This window comes from Bailinhaonella thermotolerans, assembly GCF_003594875.1.
GTDB lineage: Bacteria > Actinomycetota > Actinomycetes > Streptosporangiales > Streptosporangiaceae > Bailinhaonella > Bailinhaonella thermotolerans.
In genome coordinates, this window is sequence record NZ_QZEY01000016.1 from 41692 (window position 1) to 60253 (window position 18562).

An 18562-nucleotide genomic window follows, 5' to 3' on the forward strand; every position below is an offset into this window, starting at 1 on the left:
CGCCCGCCTGGTCGTACGGCACGCGGGCCTACCCCGGCGGGCCGTACGGCCGCGCTCACAGGAGGCCCGCGTGGTGGACCAGGATGGCGGCCTGGACCCGGTTGGCCAGGCCCAGCTTGGCCAGGACCCGGCTGACGTGGCCCTTCACGGTCGCCTCGGACATGGCCAGGTCCCGGCCGATCTCGGCGTTGGACAGGCCCCTGCCCACGGCCACGATCACCTCATGCTCGCGCTCGGTGAGCAGGCCGAGGCGTTCGCGGGCCTGCTCCGACTGGTCGGGACGGCGTTCCACGAAGGTCCCGATCAGGCGCCGGGTGACCGAGGGGGACAGCATGGCGTCCCCGGCGGCCACGGTCCGGACGGCGGCGGCGATCTCGCGCGGCGGGGTGTCCTTGAGGAGGAACCCGACGGCCCCGGCGCGCAGCGCGCGGTGGACGTAGTCGTCGAGGTCGAAGGTCGTCAGTATGATCACCTTGGGTGGGTCCGGCAGCCGGGCGATCTCCGTGGCGGCGCGGAGACCGTCCCTGCCGGGCATGCGCACGTCGAGGAGCACGACGTGGGGGCGGAGCCGGGTGGCTGCCGACACCGCCTCGTCGCCGTCCCCGGCCTCGCCGGTCACCGCGATGTCGCCTGCCGCCTCCAGGATCGTCCGCAGGCCGGTCCGCACGAGGAGCTCGTCGTCGACGACCAGGACCCGGATCACGCGGCCACCTCGGCAGGGGCGAGCGGGATGACGGCGCGGACCAGGAACCCGCCGTCCCCGCGGGCGGACGCCTCGAACTCGCCGCCGAGCAGTTCCACGCGTTCCCGCAGCCCCACCAGGCCGGCGCCCGAGCCGGGCAGCGGCTGGGACGGCCGTCGCGCCGGGTCGTTCGCCACCGACACCTCCAGGCTCCGGGGCAGGTAGCGCAGGGTCACCCGCGTGTCGGCGTTCCCCGCGTGCTTGTGGACGTTGGTCAGCGCCTCCTGGACGACGCGGTAGGCCGTGCGCTGCACCAGGGGCGGAAGTTCGCGCGCCTCCCCCTCGTCGTGCCTGGTCACGGCCGTGCCCGCCGTACGGGACTGGCCCAGCAGGCGGTCGAGGTCCCCCAGCACCGGCTGGGGGGCCAGCTCCGCCACCGCCGCGTGGTACGGCGAGCGCAGGACGCCGAGGACCTCCCGCAGGTTCGTCAGGGCCTCACGCCCGATCGAGCCGAGCAGCGCCGCCTTGTCCGCCGTCGCCGGGTCGGGCGCGGCGACCTCCAGCGCCCCGGCGTGCAGCACCAGCAGCGAGATCTTGTGGGCGACCACGTCGTGCATCTCGCGCGCGATCCTGGCCCGCTCCTCCGCGCGCGACCGCTCGGTTCGCGCCTCCTGCTCCCGTTCCAGGCGCTCGGCCCGGTCCCTGAGCGCGGCCAGGGCGGCTCGGCGCGCGCCGAGCCACAGCCCGACGGCCAGCGGCAGGCCGACCAGGAGGAGCGCGAACGTCACGGCGTTCCCCGGGGTCGCGGTGTTGAGCGCGCGGCTCCCGCCGACCCCGAGGGCGACGCCGACGCCCGCGCCCATGGCCGCGACGGCGCCGGCCACATAGGCGGCGAGGCCGCGCCTGGTCAGGCTCGCCGCGTGGTACGACGCCAGCAGCGCGGCGGGCCACATGGCGAACCAGATCCAGCCGACGGCGGCGACGGCGAACAGCGGCCATACGCGGCGGGGGGCCATCGCGGCGGCCACGCCGGCGAGTCCCGCCACGGTGACCACGATCGCCGAGCCCGTCTCCACCGGCACCCCGATGAAGCCCTCGATCCCCGCCCAGGACAGCAGGAAGACGCCCGCCCCGACGGCCCAAGGGGTGGCCGAGCGCGCAAGACCGACCAGTTTGTCCCGTTTCACGGGATCCACCCTAGGCGCCTCGCCGTCGGCGCCTCAGCAGACCGGCGTCCTGGGTCACCCCCTGCTTTCGACGCGGGGCGCGGGGCGTAGAGCGGGCGGGGAGGGCGGCCGGGGCGGCTACTGGCGGGATTCCGCGTGCCGGCGCAGTTCGGGGAGGACCTCCTTGGCGTAGAAGTCGAAGAACGCGTCCTGGTCGGGGCCGATCTGGTTGACGTAGACCTCGTCGTACCCCGCGTCGACGTACTGCTTGAGGACCTCGAAGTGGCGCTGGGGGTCCGGGCCGCAGGCGCGCTGCTTCCTCACCTCGTCCACCGTGACGAGCTGCGAGAGCTGCTGGAACTGGCGGGGATTGGGGAGGATCTGGCCCGCCTCGCCGGGGATCAGCTCGTTCGGCCAGATGCGGCGGATCGTCTCGGCGCCCGTCTGCTCGTCCGGGGCCCAGCAGACCTTGGTGCCGCCGAGCGCCGGGCCCTTGCCGCCCGCCTCCCGGTACTTCTCGATCACGCCGGCCTCGGGGGAGATGTTGATGTAGCCGTCGGCGATGCGCGTGGCCAGCTTGAGCGACTTGGGGCCGAACGCCGACATGTAGATCGGCGGCGGGGTGTCGGGGATCGTGTAGAGCCGGGCGGTCTCCACGCGGTAGTGCGTGCCCCGGTGGGTGACCTGCTCGCCGGTGAAGAGGCGCTTGATGATCAGGACGGCCTCCTCCAGCATCTCCAGGCGCTCGCTCGCGCCGGGCCAGCGGGCGCCGGTGACGTGCTCGTTCAGGGCCTCGCCGGTGCCGACCCCGAGGCGGAAACGGCCCTCGGCGAGCACCTGGGAGGTGGCGGCCGCCTGGGCGATGATCGCGGGGTGGATGCGCACGAGGGGGCAGGTCACGGCGGTGGTGATGGGGAGGTCGACGGCCTGGGACAGCGCGCCGATGGTGGCCCAGACGAAGCCGCTCTCGCCCTGCTCCTCGGTCCACGGGTGGTAGTGGTCGGAGATCCACAGTGCCTCGAAGCCGGCCTCCTCGGCGAGCCTGGCCTGCCGTACCAGCTCACGCGGGCTGAACTCCTCGCTGGACAGGAAATATCCGAACTTGACGCTCACGATGGGCCCCTCCGGGTCTTGCCAACCAAGCAAGCGCTTGCGATAAATGGGCGGTATGCGGATGTCGCCGAGCGAGGCACTGCCCTCATGCGACCTGGTCAAACCGGGGGCCCAGCGGTGAGCGGCCTGCCTCCGGGGTTCCTCGCTGAGGGGTTCCGGGACGGGCACCCCTGGGAGGCGTACGCCCGGCTGCGCCGGGAGCGGCCGTTCGCGACCTGGGACGGGGAACCGGGGTTCACGGCCGTCAGCAGATACTCCGACGTCCACGCGATCTCGTCCGACCCCGCGACCTTCTGCTCGGCCCGGGGCATCCTGCTCGTGGACCTGGCCGCCGGGCACGCCGCGCCGCCGACGATCATGCACACGGACCCGCCCGCGCACACCCGCTACCGCGCGCTGGTCGCCCCCGCGTTCCGCCCCGCGATCACCCGGGGGCTGGAGCCCGCCGTACGGCGGCGCGTGGCGGGACTGCTCGACGCGATGCCGAGCGGGGAGCCGGTGGACGTCGTGGACGCGCTGGCGGCACCGCTCCCGATGCAGGTGATCTGCGAACTCCTCGGCCTGCCCGGGTACGAGTGGCGGCGCTACCTGGCCTGGTCGGAGGCGTTCGTACCCGGGGCGTCCGCGCTGCCCGAGGAGGAGCAGGCCGCCGCACGCGACGACGCCGTGCGCGAACTCCTCGCCGCCGCCCGCCGCCGCCGCGAGCGCCCCGGCGACGACGTGATCTCACTGCTCGCCGGTCTGGAGGTGGACGGCGACCGCCTGACCGACGTCGAACTCCTGATGTTCCTCATCCAGCTCCTGGTCGCGGGCAACGAGACCACCCGCCACAGCGTCGCGGGCGGCCTCCTGGCGCTCGCCGAGCACCCCGCCCAGTGGCGCCTCCTCAGGGACGGCGCGTCCCCGCTCCGCGCGGTCGAGGAGATCCTCCGCTGGACCACCCCCGTCGTCCACTTCCTGCGCACCGCCACCCGCGACACGTCCGTCGGCACCCGGAAGATCGCCGAGGGCGAGCGCCTGATGCTGCTGTACGGCTCCGCCAACCGCGACGAGGCCCACTTCGGCCCCACCGCCGCCACCTTCGACGTCACCCGGGCCGACCGCCCCCACCTGGCCTTCGGCCACGGCCCCCACTTCTGCCTCGGAGCCGCCCTGGCCCGCCTGGAAATCCGCGTCCTCCTGGAAGAACTCCTCACCCGCCACCGCCACCTCACCCCCGCCGGCCCCCCGGAGTGGAACGGCTCCAACGTCGTGACCGGCCTCCGCCGCGCCCCCCTGACCCTGACCTGACCCCGCCCAGCGGCCTTCTCCCGGCTTCTTGTCTTGGTGATCATGCAGTTTTGAGCACACGGTGTGTTCAAAACTGCATGATCACGGCGAGAGGTCGAGGCCGGGGGAATCGGGCGAATCGGGGGTGGAGGGGCCTCTTGCCGAGGGGGTGGAGTCGGGGGAGGGGTGGGTTCGAGGGGAGAGGCGCGCGTCCCGTCCCTGGCCGGCTCCCGCCCCGGTCCCTCGCCCCGTTTCGGTCCCTCGCCCTGCCTTGGGCTCGTGTGTCGCCTCCTCGGGCTCGCGCCCCGCAGCGGGCTCGCGCCCCGCAGTGGGCTTCCGTCCGGCCTTGGGCTCTCGCTCTGGCTCGGGCTCGTGTGTTGCCCTCTCGGGCTCGTGCCTGGCGTCGGGCCCGTGCTCTGCCCGGGGCTTGAGCTCTGCCCTTGAGCCGTGCTCCGCCATGGGGCCGTGCTCCGCCATGGGCTCGCGCTTCGCCGTGGGGGCGCGCTTCGCCATGGGGCCGCGCTTCGCCATGGGGCCGTGCTCCGCCATGGGCTCGCGCTTCGCCGTGGGGGCGCGCTTCGCCATGGGGCCGCGCTCCGCCATGGGCTCGCGCTTCGCCGTGGGGCCGGGCTCCGCTTTGGGCTTGTGCTCCGCCCTGGGCTCGCGTTCTGCCTTTGGGGTGGGGGTGGGGAGGACGCGGCGGGTGGCCAGGGCGCTCAGGGCGCCGATGGTGGCGCCGGCCAGGACGTCGAGGGGGTAGTGGACGCCGGTGTAGACGCGGGAGAAGCAGACGGCGGCGGCGGTCACGCCGATGGGGAGGGCGACCTGCCAGGGGGCGTCCATGGCCACGGCGGTGGCGAAGGCGGTCGCCGAGCTGGAGTGGCCCGAGGGGAAGGAGGGGGAGGTGGGGATGCGATGGAGGATGCGCACCGGGGGGAGGCCGTCCAGGGCGGGACGGCGGCGGCCGAACGCCCGCTTGCCCGCGATGTTGACCAGGGGGCCGGAGATCGCGATGGCCAGCAGGCCGCGGGTGGCGGCGGTGGCGAGGCGGGGCCGGCCGGTCGCCGCGAGGACGCAGGCGACGTACGCCCACAGGGCCGAGTTGTCGGCGGCCCTGGTGAGCCGGGGGAGGACGAGGTCGAAGCCGGGCAGGTGCGCGTCGGCCACCGCGTCGAACATCCGGTGGTCGAGCCGGCTGAACCGTTTCCTCAAGCTCATGGCGGTTCGGTTCCCGGCGTCGGGCGAGTCATGTGCCTATGGTGGATCATGCGGGTTCTCTTCGACTACGGATGTGTGATCTCCCACCCCCAGCCCGAGGACGAGAGGCGCAAGCTCGCCGCGGCGCTGGGCGCCGAGGGCGAGGCGGCCGAGGCGGCCTTCTGGGAGGAGTACTGGCGGCACCGGGCCGAGTACGACGCCGGGGTGATCACGTCGGAGGGCTACTGGGCGCAGGTCGCCGGGCATGTCGGAGTGCCCGCGCCCACGGGCGTGGAGATCGAGCGGCTGGTAGCGCTGGACGTCGGGAGCTGGCTGCACCCCAACGAGGAGACGCTGCGCGTCGTGCGCGAGCTGGTCGCCGCCGACGTCGCCGTGGCGCTGCTGTCCAACGCCCCGCACGTGCTCGCCGACGTGCTCGACCAGATCGAGTGGCTGTCGCCGTTCGACCCGCGCCTGTTCAGCGCCCGGCTCGGGGTCAACAAGCCCGACCCCGAGGCGTACCGCGCGGCGGCGGCCTCCCTGGGCGTACCCCCCGACCACGTCGTCTTCGTCGACGACCGCCCCGAGAACGTCGCGGGAGCGGAGGCCACGGGCATGCGCGGCCTCCGCTTCACCGAGCCGGCTCAGCTCCGCGAGGCCCTGGCCGGACTGCTGCCCTGATCTCCTTCGGTCGTACGGCCCGAGCCCGCCTCCCCGGCCCCGGTACGGCCTGAGCCGCCCTCGCCCGATCCGGTACGGCCCGCGCCCTGCCCGGCGTCAGCCGTACCAGAGGGCCTGGCGCCGGCCGTACCCGGGACGTCGGCCGGGTCCGCGGTGGCGCTGGGGTAGCGCTCCGACTTGGGCAGGGAGAAGAGCGTGATGAGGGGCTGGATCAGCCACGCCCACAGCGCCAGCGCGGCCACCGCCCCGGCGGTCACCGCCGGGAGCCAGGAGTCCAGGAAGGCCCGGACCACGAAGAACGTGGCGCTGGTGATGGCGACGGTGAGCGCGGCCGCGCCCAGGATGCCGAACTGGTTGGAGCGGCGGAGGAGCAGCTCCTTGGCGCCGCTGCGGAACAGCACCCGGTGCTGGGCGGCGGGGGCGATGAAGCACACCGACGCCACCGCCGCCGCCACCAGGGCGGTGTAGAGGGTCCAGCGTTCGAGGTCGTCCACGCCGCGGAACCCCTGGGAGAACGGCACGGTCAGCAGGAAGGCGAACAGCACCTGCACGCCGGTGGTGGCGACGCGCAGGCCCTGCAGCAACTCGCTGGTCTCGCGGTCCACCCGTTCCTTGGGGGTCTCCCGGCTGGCGGGATCGCGGGGGGTCGAGGGGGGAGTCTCGATCATCGTTACTCGACGGCCTCCTCCAGCTCGTCCTCCTCGACCTCGGGCTCGGTCTCCGGCAGGCGCGCGTCCAGCGCCCGCTGGTAGGCCCGCAGGGTCTCGACGGCGACGCGCTCCCAGGCGTACCGGGACCGGGCGCGGTCGGTGCCGGCGATGCCGAGCGCGCTGCGGGTGGTGGGCTCGGCGAGCAGGGCGCGCAGCCGCCGGGCGAGCAGGTCGGGGCGGTCCTGCGGCACGAAGACGCCGGTCACGCCGTCCACGACGATGTCGAGGTGGCCGCCGACCGGGGACACGACCACGGGCACGCCACAGGCCATGGCCTCCAGCGTCACCATGCCGAACGGTTCGTACGCCGGCATGCTGACCACCAGGTCGGCGGAGCGGATGAGCGCGGGGACGTCCTTGCGCTCGACGCGGCCGTGGAAGATCACGCGGTCGGAGACGCCGAACCGGGCGGCGACGGCGCGCAGCCGCGCCACGTCCGGGTCGAGGTCCAGCTCGTCGGCGGGCGGGCCGCCGGCGATCAGCAGCTCGGCGCCGGGCACGCGGGACATCGCCTTCACGATCTTGTCCACGCCCTTGCCCTCGGCGAGACGGCCCAGGTAGAGCAGCCGGGGGCGCTTCGGCGGGCGGCCGAGGATCTTGCCTTCGGGGGTGAACGCCGCCGTGTCCACGCCGAACGGGACGACGGACATCGCCTTGCGGCGCACGCCCATGCGGAGCAGCTCGAACGTCTCGTCGCTGCTGCTGGCGATCACGCCGTCCACGCTGCGGGCGACGGCGGTCTCCAGCTCGACGCGCGGGCCCTGGTCAGCCTTGCCGCGGTGGCGCCGCTTGACCCGGCCGAGGGCGTGGAACGTCATGACGATGGGGATGTCGAGGTCGCGGGCGGCGGCCAGCGCGGCCAGGCCGCTCAGCCAGTAGTGGGCGTGCACGACGTCGGGCCGGTCCTTGGCCCAGCGGGCGCGCAGCCACTCGCCGAACTCCGCGATGTAGTCGAGCTGGCTCTCGACCGAGATCTCCTTGGGGGGACCTGCGGGGACGTGCTCGACGGTGACGCCGCGCGCCAGCCGTACCTTGTCGGCCAGGTCCGGGTCGTCGCGGCGGGTGTAGACGACGACCTTGTTCTTGTGCGGGTTCTGGGGTCCGGTCTCCATGCGGGCCAGGGTGCGGGCCAGGCCGGCCACGGCGACGCTCTGACCGCTCGTCGCGGCGCCCGCAAGGGGGCTGGCCTGCACGGAAACCATGGCGATCTTCATCCGGGTACCTCCTCCAAGGCCCGACCCACTCCGCGCAGGGCACGGGACACCACGTATTCGCCTGTGGCGGGGGGACGGGAGGCCTCGTCCGTCAAAGAGGGAAGAAGCCGAGTGACACAGCCCCGGAACGGGTCGCGGGCTACGTCGATGAGGCCGGATGACCGCACGACACACCTCCGGGGCCAAGGCATGCGCACATGCCTAAGAAGGTGTGCCTGCGTCGTAGGCACTGGTGCTCAGGAACATTGCCGGGCGCGAGCTTCGCCAAACCCGTTCCCGGAGAAGTTTGTAAAAGCCCACCGATTCAGCGCCGATTCAGGGGGTAACCCGACATCCCCCACAACCGGCCGGTCGGTACGCCCAGGCCGGTGGTGATATGCGCTGCGCTCGCCCCGGGAGCGGGCCGGGCGCGGGGGCCTACAGACCTTCCTCGTCGGGGTCCACGACGCGGAGGGCGAGCATGGAGATGTCGTCGCGCAGGTCGTGCCGGCAGAAGTCGAGCACCGCCGACTCCACGGCCCGCACCATCTCGTCCACCGGGGCGTCGGCGTGCCGCGCGAGCTGGTCCACCAGGCGTTGCTGCCCGAACCGGTCCCCCAGCTCCACGCACGCGTCGAGCACGCCGTCGGAGTACAGGAAGAGGGTGTCCCCGGGCTCCAGCTCGATCTCCTCCACGTCCGCCTCGGCGTCGTCGAAGAGCCCCAGCGCCAGCCCGCCGCCGCGCAGCCGCCGTACGACGCCGTCCGCCCGCACGACGAGCGCCGGCGGGTGGCCGGCGGAGGCGACGCTCGCGTGCAGGACGCGGTCGCGCCAGGTCAGGCTGACCAGGATGGTGGTGACGAAACGGTCGTGCTCGGCGAGCAGGATCTCGTTGACCGTGTGGAGCACCTGGTCGGGCTTGGGCTGGCTGCGGCTCAGCACGCGTACGGCGTGGCGGGCGGTGGCGGTCACGGCCGCGGCCACCTCGCCCTTGCCGCAGACGTCGCCGAGCACCGCGCCGAACCCCTCGTCGGCGACCGGGAACATGTCGTAGAAGTCGCCGCCCACGTCCAGGCCGCGCGCGCTGGCCTGGTAGCACGCCGCGGACTCCACGCCGGGGAAGGCGCCGAGCCGGCTGGGCAGCAGGCTGGACTGCAGGGCCTGGGCCACCTCGGTGCGCCGCTGGAACATCCGCTCGGCCTTCATCAGCAGCGCGAGCTGCTCGGCGACGCGTTCCATCAGCCACAGGTCGGCGAGCTGGAACGCCGCCGACGAGCGCACCAGCGTGATCGCGCCCAGGCTGTCGCCCTCGGCCGAGATCGGCGCGCTGAGCACCGAGGTCGCGCCGAGCAGCGCCGAGACCGGGCGCCCGTCCGCGGCGGTGCCCAGGATGTCCACGTCGTCCACGTGCGGGATGAGCTGGGCCTCGTCCGAGGCGTACACCCGCAGCGGCAGCGTCCCGGCGCGCGGGTCGAGGTCCTGGACGAGCCCGGCGGCCTCTGCGTGCCGCTCGTCGAGCCGCCCGGCGACCGCGTGCCGCCGCAGCGCGCCCCGCCGCTCCACGTCGATGATCACCCAGTCCGCGAAGTCCTCGGCGAGCACGCGCGCGCATCGCAGCAGGCCGGTGGCCTCGTTGAACTCGCTGTCCACCGCGTTCTCGAACAGCAGCCGGGTCAGCGTCGAGAGCAGCTCCATGCGCCGGATCACGTCGGTGATCTCCTGCGGCTCCGCGGAGTGCCCGGTGCTCGCCGTACGGCCGGGCCGCACGCCCGCGACGGCCACGATCACCGGGTCGGTCTCGCCGGGGATCTCCACCCGGCTGAACGTGAAGGGGAGCTCGTCCGGGACGCCGAGGACGCGGAGCCGGGCGTGCTGGACCCCGTTGTTGCGCAGGGCGGCGGCCAGGTGGGTGCGTAACGCGGCCCGCGCGCCGAGGTCCAGGAAGATCGGGAACGGCTTGCCCGTGGCGTACCCCTGGGCGGTGCCGAGCAGGTCGGCGGCGTCCTTGTTGACGCGGCGGACGGTGCCGTCGGGCTCCAGCACGACGACCGGGGCCGGGACGTGCTGGAAGACCGCGCGGAGCAGGCGGCGCTCGGCGTCGCCCGAGCCGCGCTCCCCGCCGCCCCTGCCGCGCTGGCGGACCTCGACGGTCTCCTCCAGGCTGGCGGCGGCCAGCTCCAGCTCGACCAGCGCGGCCTCGAAGAGCAGGCCGGGGTTCGCGTCGGGCAGGCCGGCGGCCTGGCGAAGCGCGGCGACGCGTTCGAGGAGGGCCCGGACCTCGCGGTCCCGCTGCTGAGCGGTCACACGTTCGTCCTGGTTGTCCCTCATGCGGCCTCCTAAGCGGGTCCCAGGCAGGCTGCGAGGGGTGGTCGCTGTCCGAATGGCACCGAAGTGGCAAATAATGATATGACCTCCCGGTATCTGGGAGGTTCAGGGGAGTCTTAGCGCTCTGCCCGAGTGTGCTCCTCCACGAGCCGGCGCGCCACCTCGGTGAGCTTGATGTGATGGGTCTGCGACACCCGTTGCAGTTCGGCGAACGCCGCGGCCTCGTCGCATCCCAGGGCGTGCATGAGGATGCCCTTGGCCTGGTCCACGATCGGCCGCGTCTCCACGGCCGCCTGGAGCTGGCTGGCGGTGCGCTGCGCGCTGTCGTAACGGCCCGCGTTGACCATGGCCGCGCCGCCCTGCGCCGCGAGCAGCGCCGCGAACGGCAGCCGGTCGGGCGTGAGGACTCGGGGGCGGACGCCGTACAGGGTGATGGTCAGCAGCACGGACGCCTCGCGGTGCGCGGCGGTGGCCAGGCAGCGCAGGCCGCAGCGCAGGGCGTCCACGGTGAACGCGGGCCAGCGATCCTCACGCATGAGGTCCTCGGCCAGGACGGGGTCGCCCTGGTTCAGCGCGTCGAACTCCGGGCCCTCGCCGGTCGCGTGCTGGTTCTCGGCGATGCGGGCCAGCTCGGGGTGGCTGGTCGCGACGAGGACGGGCTCGGAACCCGCCCACAACGTCACCGCCGCCCCCCGGCACCCGGAGACGGTGCGGACGGCGAGATCGGTCATCCGGTTCAGCGCGCCCGTCTGGGAGGCCTCGTTGAGGCTGGCCAGGCGGGCTATCTCGATGGCGAGTTCATCTGTGATCATGACGCGCTCACCCCGGACCGGGGGCAATTGGACACGCAGCCAGCGTAACCCCGGGGCACGACTCGCCCCTAATCCCCAGTTCAGCGACATACCGCGGGCGTGCCCGCGCGGGGGCGGGACGGCGCCGGCGGCGCCGTACGGGGAGCCGCGGGGCCGCCGGGCGGACAGGCGCACCGACGGCCCCGGGCCCGTCAGAGACCCGGCACCCTCGCGCGCCGGATCCTGCTCCTGCCGGGTCGTCCCCGGTGCCTCTCCCGATCGGGCCACGGGGCCCTCGGGCAGGTCGAGCAACGGAGTACCCGGGGAACGGGAATCCATTCCGGCGAACCCCGGCACGGGAGGCGGTTCAGCGTCCCCGGAACCGCGCCGACCTCCGCTGCTGGTCCTCAAGCCGGGTCCGCAATTCGCCCGGGCCGTCGGCGTCGATGGTCATGGCGCAGCCCGCCTCACGCTCCGCCTGCGAGAGGGATCGGTGACGGGTCGCCCACCACCGCCCCGCGTCGCTGCGCCAGATCGTCCAGTCTGGAAATTCCCGGGCTATCTCGGCCAGATGCCGATCAACAGACATCCTGTACCTTTCCCCACGGTCCCAGGGTCTCCCGGGCGCTCCCACGGTCACGCCGGAGATCTTTTGGATCCGGCGGTCCCTCCCTCACTCACTGCGCCACAGTTCTCTAGACAAATCAACGCACGCGTTGGACAGGTCCTCGTACCGCGTCCAGATCCGCGCAGATCGGCTTTCCGGAACAGGGGGCCGGGCAGGCCGTGGCGGACGCCGGCGGGTCATGGCGGACCATGGCAGACCATGGCAGACCATGGGAGATCGTGGCAGGGCGGGGCAGGTCGTGGCAGGCCGGGACAGGCCAGGGCAGATCGTGGCAGGCCGGGGCAGGCCGTGGCGGCCCATGGCCTGCCATGCCCGGGGGCGGTTCAGGCTTCGAAGTCGTACTGGAGGATGTAGGCCGCCGCGTCCATGATCATCTGGTTGAACTCCACGGCCTCGCCCTCGGCGGTGTAGGCCAGGCGGGTGACGACGAGCACGGGGGTGCCGGCGGGCAGCTCCAGCATGCGGCTCTCGGGCGGCATCGGCATGCGCCCGCGGATCTCCTCGGTGAAGTGGGACGGGCCCTTGCCCAGCTCCCGCAGGCGGGCGTACACCCCGCCGGGACCGCTGTCGGCCTCGGCGATGCGCGTGCCCTCGGCCAGCGCGGCGGGGTAGAAGGAGGTGGCGAGCTGCACCGGCCGCTCCTCGACGGAGTAGCGGCGCTGCCGTACCCAGACCTGGCCGGAGCCGAGCACGGCCGCCACGTCCGCCGGCGCCTCGGCGCGCTCGACGTGCACCGCGTCCACGACGTACGGCCGGCCGCGGGTGTCGGCCTCCCAGATCGCCTCTCCCTCGCGCCACCGGGTGAGGCGCTGGGACCCGTGTCTTCGGATGGGGCGGAACAGCCGCACGTAGACCCCCGAACCGCGGCGTGCCACCGCGAGCCCCTCGTTGATGAGCACCGCGAGGGCCTGCCGGGCGGTGGCCCGGGCGATGCCGTACTCGCGCATGAGCGTGTTCTCGCCGGGCAGGCGGTCGCCGTCGCGTAACTCACCGGCGAGGATCGCGGCCCGGAGCTGGTCGGCGATCTGTCGGTAGATGGGGATTTCTGGTCGCTCTGGCAGTTCCGCCACTCTTGATCACCCTCTGTTGCCGGATGTCGGCTTCTTCAGAGAACTGACCTGTCTCAACAACGATCGCATAGGAACGCACGTGCGTCCCGTGGTTCTTTACGTGGATCGTCCCTTTTTGAAGATCTTCACGTTGTTTCTGGTACGGGCGGAAGCCGCTGGGACACCGGTCCGAATAGTCCGATATCGCAGGGCCTTGAGGTGATACCTCCGGGGAATGGGGAAAGGCTGCGTCATGGAGACTCTTCCCGGCGCCGAGCGGTCGTACTGGATCGAGTCCGCCGAGGCCCCGCCGTACCCGGAGCTGACCGGGGACGTGGACGCCGACGTGGCGGTCGTGGGCGGCGGGATCGCCGGGCTGAGCGCGGCGTGGGAGCTGACGCGGGCCGGGCGCAGGGTGGTCGTGCTGGAGGCCGCGCGGATCGCGGGCGGGGTCACCGGCAACACCACGGCCAAGCTGTCGGCGCTGCACACGCTGAAGTACGCCTGGCTGATCCGCAACGTGGGCGTGCGCGCGGCGGAGCTGTACGCGCGCTCTCAGCAGGAGGCCGTCGAGCACGTCGCGCGGACCGCCGCCGAGCTGGGCGTGGACTGCGACCTGGAACGGCTGCCCGCCTACACCTACGCCGAGGAGCCCGGGCGCGTCGAGCAACTGCGCGAGGAGGCGCAGGCGGCGAGCCGGGCCGGGCTGAACGCGTCGTTCGTCACCGAGACGCCGCTGCCGTTCCCGGTCGCAGGGGCCGTGCGGGTCGAGGACCAGGCCCAGTTCCATCCCCGCAAGTACCTCCTGGCGCTGGCCCGGCGCATGGTGGACGAGGGCGCGGCGATCTACGAGAACACCCGGGTGCTCCGGCTGGACGAGGGCGAGCCGTGCCGCCTGCGCACCGCCTCCGGTCACACCGTCACCGCCGCCGACGTCGTGGTCGCCACCCACTACCCGGTGTTCGACCGGGCGCTGCTCTTCGCCCGGCTTGAGCCGTCGCGCGAACTGGTCGTGGCCGCCCCCATCCCGGCCGACCGGGACCCCGGCGGCATGTTCATCACCCCCGAGGGCTCCACCCGCTCGGTCAGGACCGCCCCGTACGGCGACGGCCGGCGGCTGCTGATCGTCACGGGTGAACAGTTCCTCCCCGGTTCCGGCGGCGTGACCGGCCGCTACGAGCGCCTGGCCGCCTGGACCCGGGTGCGCTTCGGCGACGACCTGGACATCGCCTACCGCTGGGCCGCGCAGGACAACTCGGCGACGGACAACCTCCCCTTCGTCGGCCGCCTCCACCTGGGAGCCGTCCACGCGTACGTCGCGACCGGCTTCGGCGGCTGGGGCATGTCCGGCGGTGTCATGGCCGGCCGCCTGCTGGGCGACCTGATCACCGGCTCACCCCCGCCCTGGGCCAAGCTCTACGACCCCGCCAGGGTCCACCCCCTGCGCGAGGCCATGCCCATGCTCAAGCTCCAGGCCACCGTCGCCCGCCACTTCATCGGCGACCGCCTCTGCCCGCCCGGCGCCGAGACCCTGGAAGACATCGCCCCCGGCACCGCCGCCGTCCTGAGGGTGGGCAGCGAACGCTGCGCGGTGTACCGCGACGAGGCGGGAAAGGCCCACGTGGTCTCCGCCGTCTGCACCCACCTGGGCTGCGTGGTCCGCTTCAACGACGCCGAACGCACCTGGGAATGCCCCTGCCACGGCTCCCGCTTCGACCTGGACGGCAAAGTCCTCCAGGGCCCCGCCAACAAACCCCTCAAACACTTCAACACAGAAGCCGACCCACCCCCCTCCTGACCCCGCCGCCCTCCAACCCGTCGCCACGTCCCGGACACCCCCTCACCTGCCCCTCCCGGTGGAGTTGGTTGAAGCCCGGTAGGGAAGGGGAAGGAGGCGCCGTGGAGGTGGTTTGGTGTGATCCCCCCGTTTGATGGTGTTCGGCCGCCGTTCGTGGTCGAGGCGTTGTGGACCCTGGTGCGTACCGGGATGGTGGGGTTCGTGGGGCCGGGGCAGGCGGTGCGGATGCTGGCGGCGGCGGGGCGGTACCAGGCGTCGCCGGCGGCGGGGGCGGCGCTCGCGGCGATCCGGTGGCCGGACCGGGCCGCGGTGATCGACGAGGACGGGGAGATCACGTTCGCGGAGCTGGACGCCGACTCACGGGCGCTGGCCGCCGGGCTGCACCGCCGGTACGGCCTCGGGCCGGGCCGGCGGGTGGCCGTGATGTGCCGGAACCACCGGGGGTTCGTGATCGCGGCGGTGGCCGGGGCGCGGCTGGGGTGCGACGTGGTCTTCCTGAACACCGGGTTCTCCGCGCCCCAGCTCGGGGAGGTGCTGGAGCGGGAGCGGGCCGACGCGGCGCTCGTGGACGCGGAGTTCCTGCCCCTGCTGGAGAAGTCCGGGTACGCCGGGCCCGGCGCGGACGCGATGGACCCCGGGCTGCGGGTCACCGGCGGCGACGCGCCCGCCCCGGCCCGGCCGGGGAGGATGACCCTGCTCACCTCGGGGACGACCGGCACGCCGAAGGGCGCTCCCCGGGACCTGTCGCTCGCGCATCTGGCCAAGCCGTTCGTGTCGCTGCTGTCCACGACGCCGCTGCGGGTGGGCGACCCGATGCTGATCGCGCCGCCGCTGTTCCACGCGCTCGGGCTCATGTGGTTCGGGATCGCGCTGACCCTCGGCTGCCCGATGGTGCTGCTGCGGAGGTTCCGCCCGGAGGCCGTCTACGAGGCCGTCGAGCGCCACCGCGTCCGGGCGCTGATCGCCGTACCGATCATGCTGGACCGGCTGCTCCGCGGCGAGGCGCGCGGGGACACGTCGAGCCTGGCGGCCGTCGTGGTCAGCGGGTCCGCGCTCCGCCCCGACCTGGCCGCCGCGTTCATGGACGAGTTCGGCGACATCGTCTACAACATCTACGGATCCACCGAGACCGGCTGGGGCGCGATCGCCACCCCCGCCGACATGCGCGCGGCCCCCGGCACCGTCGGGCGCCCGCCGTACGGCGCGACCGTGCGGATCCTGGACGAGGACGGCGGGGAACTGCCGCCGCCCGAGGTGGGGCGCGTCTTCGTCGGCGGCGGGCTGAACTTCGCCGGCTACAGCGGCGGCGGGTCCAAGGAGGTCGTCCGCGGCCTGATGAGCACCGGCGACCTGGGCCACTTCGACGCCGAGGGGAGGTTGTTCATCGACTCCCGCGAGGACGACATGATCGTCTCCGGGGGCGAGAACGTGTACCCCCGCGAGGTGGAGGACCTGCTCGCCCGCCACGAGGACGTCGCCGACGTGGCCGTGCTCGGGCGCAGGGACGAGGAGTACGGCGAGCGCCTGGCCGCCTTCGTCGTACGCCGTCCCGGCAGCGCGCTCACGGCCGAGGAGCTGAAGGACTACGTGCGGGCCAACCTCGCCCGGTACAAGGTCCCGCGCGACGTGGAGTTCGTGGACGAGCTGCCGCGCACCGCGACCGGGAAGGTGGCCCAGACCCGGCTGCGGTAAAGCCCACGGCAATCGATCTCCGCGGGGGCGCGTGCGCCCCTCACCATGGGGAATGCACAACGTAAGCCATGGATCGGGGGGACGGTGCTGGGGCGTTTCGGACGGTGTGCGGCGCTGTGCGCGGCGGTGGCGGCGGCCGCCGGCGCGTGCGCGTCCGTCGGCGAGCCGGGGGAGTTCCGCGCGCAGGCGCCCGTCACCCCGGAGCCGGCGGTGCGGCCGCCGCGCTGGGCCCCCTGCGAGGAGTACCGCCCCGACGCCGACGCCCGCGTGGAGTGCGCCCACGTCGAGGCGCCGCTCGACTACAACAACCCCGCCCAGAAGATCAAGATCGCGGTGATGCGGGTCAGGGCGGCCGGGGAGCGCAAGGGCGTGCTGCTGGTCAACCCCGGCGGCCCCGGCGCCCCGGGCCGCGCCTACGCGACCACCGTCGCCGGGGAGTCCCTGGTCGAGTCGGCCCACGAGCACTACGACGTGATCGGCTTCGACCCGCGCGGCGTGGGGGCCAGCCGCCCGGCCCTGAGCTGCATGGACATCCGGCAGTACGAAAAGCACCCGATGCCGGACTTCCGCGCCCCGGACAGCCGCACCGAGGACGCCCTGCACACCCGCGCGCGGACGTACGCCCAGGCGTGCGGGCGCAGGCACGGCTCGCTGCTCACGCACATGGGCACCATCGAGATCGCGCGGGACATGGACACCATCCGCGCCGCCCTGGGCGAGGACAAGATCAGCTATCTCGGCACGTCCTGGGGCAGCTACCTGGGCGCGGTCTACGCGACGCTGTTCCCCGACCGGGTGGACCGGCTGATCTTCGACGGCGTGGTGGACCCCGGCAGGGTCTGGTACGGCGCGATGCTGGACCACGACACGGTCAGCGACGCCCGGCACGCGGACTTCCTGGCCTGGGTCGCCCGGCACCACAAGGTCTACCGCCTCGGCGACACCCCGGCCGAGCTGCGCCGCGTCTGGGAGGACGTCCGGGGCAGGCTCGCGCGCAAGCCCGCGGGAGGGCTCGTCGGGCCCAGCGAGCTGGACATGCTCTTCGACGCCGGGACCCACCTCAGCACCCTCTGGCCCGACCAGGCGCGGATCCTGTCGGCGTACGCCAGGGGGGACGCCGAGCCGCTGCTGACGTACTTCCGGGCCACCCAGCGCACCGACGACAACTTCCCCGCGGCGTACCTGTCGATCATCTGCCGGGACGCGCCCTGGCCGGAGGACGTGCCGACGTGGCGGACGAACGCGCAGAAGACGTTCCGCCGCGCGCCGTTCTTCGCCTGGGCCGGGGCCTGGGAGAACGCGCCGTGCCTGTACTGGCCGGTGGGCTCGCTGACCCCGATGCGGATCAGCTCCGACGCGCGCGTTCTGCTGGTGCAGTCGCGGCACGACCCGGCCACGCCGTACCCGGGGGCGGTGGCGATGCGGGCCACGCTGCCGAACGCGGTGCTGCTGACCGAGGCGGGCGGGGACCACGGGATCGCCACGGGCGAGAACCCGTGCGTGCGCAAGGTCGTCGCGGCGTACCTGGTCCACGGGAGGCTGCCGGAACGGGCTCCCGGCGGGACCGACGACGTGACCTGCCCGGCCCCGGCCCCGCCCAAGCCCGTGAGCGCGGCGGTCGCCGGCCCCCGCTGACCGCCCGCGAAACCGGCCTCCGAAACCGGCCTCCGAAACCGGCCTCCGAGACCGGCCTCCGCTAACAGGCCCGCGGAACCGGCCCGATCGGCTCGCGGAAGCCGGTGAGCCGCGGCGGCGACGGCACGCGGGACGAGACCGCCGCCCCGGCCGGGCCGGCGGTCTCGCACGCGGGGTTCCTCAGATGACGCCGCCCTCCGGCTTGAGCGGGTCGTGGCCGAGGCTCATCAGGCGGTGCCGGGAGACGTCGTCGGACGGGTCGCCGCCGCCGGGGCGCTCCAGCTCCTCGCGGATGCGGGAGACCACCTCGCCCATGCACTCCACGTCCTCACGCGTGAGGTCCACCTTGCGTTTGCCCAGCAGCCTCACCACGTGCCGGCTCAGCTCGGGCATGCCCAGGTCCGGGTCGGCGGTGAAGCCGTCCTCGCCCGAGGACGCGGTCATCAGCCAGCCCTGGAGCTCCTGAGAGGTCATGTTGACCAGGCCGTGGAACTCCCGCCAGAGCTCCTCCACCTCGGGGTTCCCTCGGGTCGTCGTCATGCCTGGCGTCCTTTCGTCAGATTGTCCGCAGTCACTCCGCACCGTGGCCCCTACCCCCAAAAGTCGCGGGTTGACCTGCTGGGGCAGTGGGTA

16 protein-coding genes are annotated in these 18562 nt (G+C 73.4%); 5 read left to right on the plus strand and 11 right to left on the minus strand.

Annotation, left to right across the window (positions count from 1 at the left end; all coding sequences use genetic code 11):
* Positions 1–55: 55 nt before the first annotated feature.
* The 3 genes from D5H75_RS30280 to D5H75_RS30290 all read right to left on the minus strand — a co-directional run bounded on the left by D5H75_RS30280 (position 56) and on the right by D5H75_RS30290 (position 2961).
* On the minus strand, positions 56–703 hold the full coding sequence (locus D5H75_RS30280) for a response regulator (protein WP_119929997.1): 648 nt from the start codon (positions 701–703) through the stop codon (positions 56–58).
* The gene (locus D5H75_RS30285) at positions 700–1869 is read right to left on the minus strand and encodes a sensor histidine kinase (RefSeq protein ID WP_242454619.1); all 1170 of its coding nucleotides are present in this window, start codon (positions 1867–1869) and stop codon (positions 700–702) included. The genes D5H75_RS30280 and D5H75_RS30285 overlap by 4 nt, the downstream gene beginning before the upstream one ends.
* 117 nt (positions 1870–1986) lie before the next feature.
* Positions 1987–2961 (minus strand): TIGR03557 family F420-dependent LLM class oxidoreductase, encoded by a 975-nt coding sequence (locus D5H75_RS30290; RefSeq protein WP_119929998.1) that lies wholly within the window; start codon positions 2959–2961, stop codon positions 1987–1989.
* A gap of 117 nt (positions 2962–3078) precedes the next feature.
* Between D5H75_RS30290 and D5H75_RS30295 the strand changes: the two genes are divergently transcribed.
* Positions 3079–4251 carry a cytochrome P450 gene (locus D5H75_RS30295; RefSeq protein ID WP_119929999.1) on the plus strand — a complete coding sequence of 391 codons (1173 nt, stop codon included), beginning with the start codon at positions 3079–3081 and terminating at the stop codon, positions 4249–4251.
* Between the two features lie 81 nt (positions 4252–4332).
* Here D5H75_RS30295 and D5H75_RS44335 read toward each other — a convergent pair whose 3' ends face one another.
* On the minus strand, positions 4333–5448 hold the full coding sequence (locus D5H75_RS44335; RefSeq protein ID WP_202638641.1) for a phosphatase PAP2 family protein: 1116 nt from the start codon (positions 5446–5448) through the stop codon (positions 4333–4335).
* 48 nt (positions 5449–5496) lie between these two features.
* Here D5H75_RS44335 and D5H75_RS30305 point away from each other — a divergent pair, with 48 nt between their 5' ends.
* Positions 5497–6108 (plus strand): HAD family hydrolase, encoded by a 612-nt coding sequence (locus tag D5H75_RS30305; protein ID WP_147425314.1) that lies wholly within the window; start codon positions 5497–5499, stop codon positions 6106–6108.
* Here the strand turns inward: D5H75_RS30305 and D5H75_RS30310 are convergent.
* The 6 genes from D5H75_RS30310 to D5H75_RS30335 form a co-directional block, all read right to left on the minus strand.
* The gene (locus tag D5H75_RS30310; protein WP_202638642.1) at positions 6072–6776 is read right to left on the minus strand and encodes a DUF6328 family protein; all 705 of its coding nucleotides are present in this window, start codon (positions 6774–6776) and stop codon (positions 6072–6074) included. The genes D5H75_RS30305 and D5H75_RS30310 overlap by 37 nt on opposite strands.
* A gap of 2 nt (positions 6777–6778) precedes the next feature.
* On the minus strand, positions 6779–8032 hold the full coding sequence (locus D5H75_RS30315) for a glycosyltransferase (RefSeq protein ID WP_119930001.1): 1254 nt from the start codon (positions 8030–8032) through the stop codon (positions 6779–6781).
* A gap of 417 nt (positions 8033–8449) precedes the next feature.
* Positions 8450–10339, minus strand: a complete 1890-nt coding sequence (locus D5H75_RS30320) for a SpoIIE family protein phosphatase (RefSeq protein WP_119930002.1) — start codon at positions 10337–10339, stop codon at positions 8450–8452.
* A 113-nt stretch (positions 10340–10452) separates the two neighbouring features.
* Positions 10453–11148 carry an ANTAR domain-containing response regulator gene (locus D5H75_RS30325; RefSeq protein ID WP_119930003.1) on the minus strand — a complete coding sequence of 232 codons (696 nt, stop codon included), beginning with the start codon at positions 11146–11148 and terminating at the stop codon, positions 10453–10455.
* 346 nt (positions 11149–11494) lie between these two features.
* Positions 11495–11716 carry a hypothetical protein gene (locus D5H75_RS30330; protein WP_119930004.1) on the minus strand — a complete coding sequence of 74 codons (222 nt, stop codon included), beginning with the start codon at positions 11714–11716 and terminating at the stop codon, positions 11495–11497.
* A 362-nt stretch (positions 11717–12078) separates the two neighbouring features.
* Positions 12079–12825 carry a GntR family transcriptional regulator gene (locus D5H75_RS30335; RefSeq protein WP_242454620.1) on the minus strand — a complete coding sequence of 249 codons (747 nt, stop codon included), beginning with the start codon at positions 12823–12825 and terminating at the stop codon, positions 12079–12081.
* A gap of 232 nt (positions 12826–13057) precedes the next feature.
* Here D5H75_RS30335 and D5H75_RS30340 point away from each other — a divergent pair, with 232 nt between their 5' ends.
* The 3 genes from D5H75_RS30340 (at position 13058) to D5H75_RS30350 (ending at position 17929) form a co-directional block, all read left to right on the plus strand.
* Entirely contained in the window at positions 13058–14602 is a 1545-nt protein-coding gene (locus D5H75_RS30340) for an FAD-dependent oxidoreductase (protein WP_119930005.1), read from the plus strand.
* A gap of 117 nt (positions 14603–14719) precedes the next feature.
* Entirely contained in the window at positions 14720–16294 is a 1575-nt protein-coding gene (locus D5H75_RS30345; protein ID WP_202638643.1) for an AMP-binding protein, read from the plus strand.
* Between the two features lie 84 nt (positions 16295–16378).
* Positions 16379–17929: an alpha/beta hydrolase gene (locus D5H75_RS30350; protein ID WP_147425315.1), complete on the plus strand. Its 1551-nt coding sequence runs from the start codon at positions 16379–16381 to the stop codon at positions 17927–17929.
* 180 nt (positions 17930–18109) lie between these two features.
* Here D5H75_RS30350 and D5H75_RS30355 read toward each other — a convergent pair whose 3' ends face one another.
* The gene (locus tag D5H75_RS30355) at positions 18110–18469 is read right to left on the minus strand and encodes a DUF3140 domain-containing protein (RefSeq protein WP_119930007.1); all 360 of its coding nucleotides are present in this window, start codon (positions 18467–18469) and stop codon (positions 18110–18112) included.
* Between the last annotated feature and the right edge of the window lie 93 nt (positions 18470–18562).

Coding starts and splice junctions, on each gene's coding strand:
- D5H75_RS44335 (WP_202638641.1), bottom strand. CDS start 5,448: ATGAGCTTGAGGAAACGGTTCAGCCGGCTCGACCACCGGATGTTCGAC.
- D5H75_RS30305 (WP_147425314.1), top strand. CDS start 5,497: ATGCGGGTTCTCTTCGACTACGGATGTGTGATCTCCCACCCCCAGCCC.
- D5H75_RS30310 (WP_202638642.1), bottom strand. CDS start 6,776: ATGATCGAGACTCCCCCCTCGACCCCCCGCGATCCCGCCAGCCGGGAG.
- D5H75_RS30315 (WP_119930001.1), bottom strand. CDS start 8,032: ATGAAGATCGCCATGGTTTCCGTGCAGGCCAGCCCCCTTGCGGGCGCC.
- D5H75_RS30320 (WP_119930002.1), bottom strand. CDS start 10,339: ATGAGGGACAACCAGGACGAACGTGTGACCGCTCAGCAGCGGGACCGC.
- D5H75_RS30325 (WP_119930003.1), bottom strand. CDS start 11,148: ATGATCACAGATGAACTCGCCATCGAGATAGCCCGCCTGGCCAGCCTC.
- D5H75_RS30330 (WP_119930004.1), bottom strand. CDS start 11,716: ATGTCTGTTGATCGGCATCTGGCCGAGATAGCCCGGGAATTTCCAGAC.
- D5H75_RS30340 (WP_119930005.1), top strand. CDS start 13,058: ATGGAGACTCTTCCCGGCGCCGAGCGGTCGTACTGGATCGAGTCCGCC.
- D5H75_RS30355 (WP_119930007.1), bottom strand. CDS start 18,469: ATGACGACGACCCGAGGGAACCCCGAGGTGGAGGAGCTCTGGCGGGAG.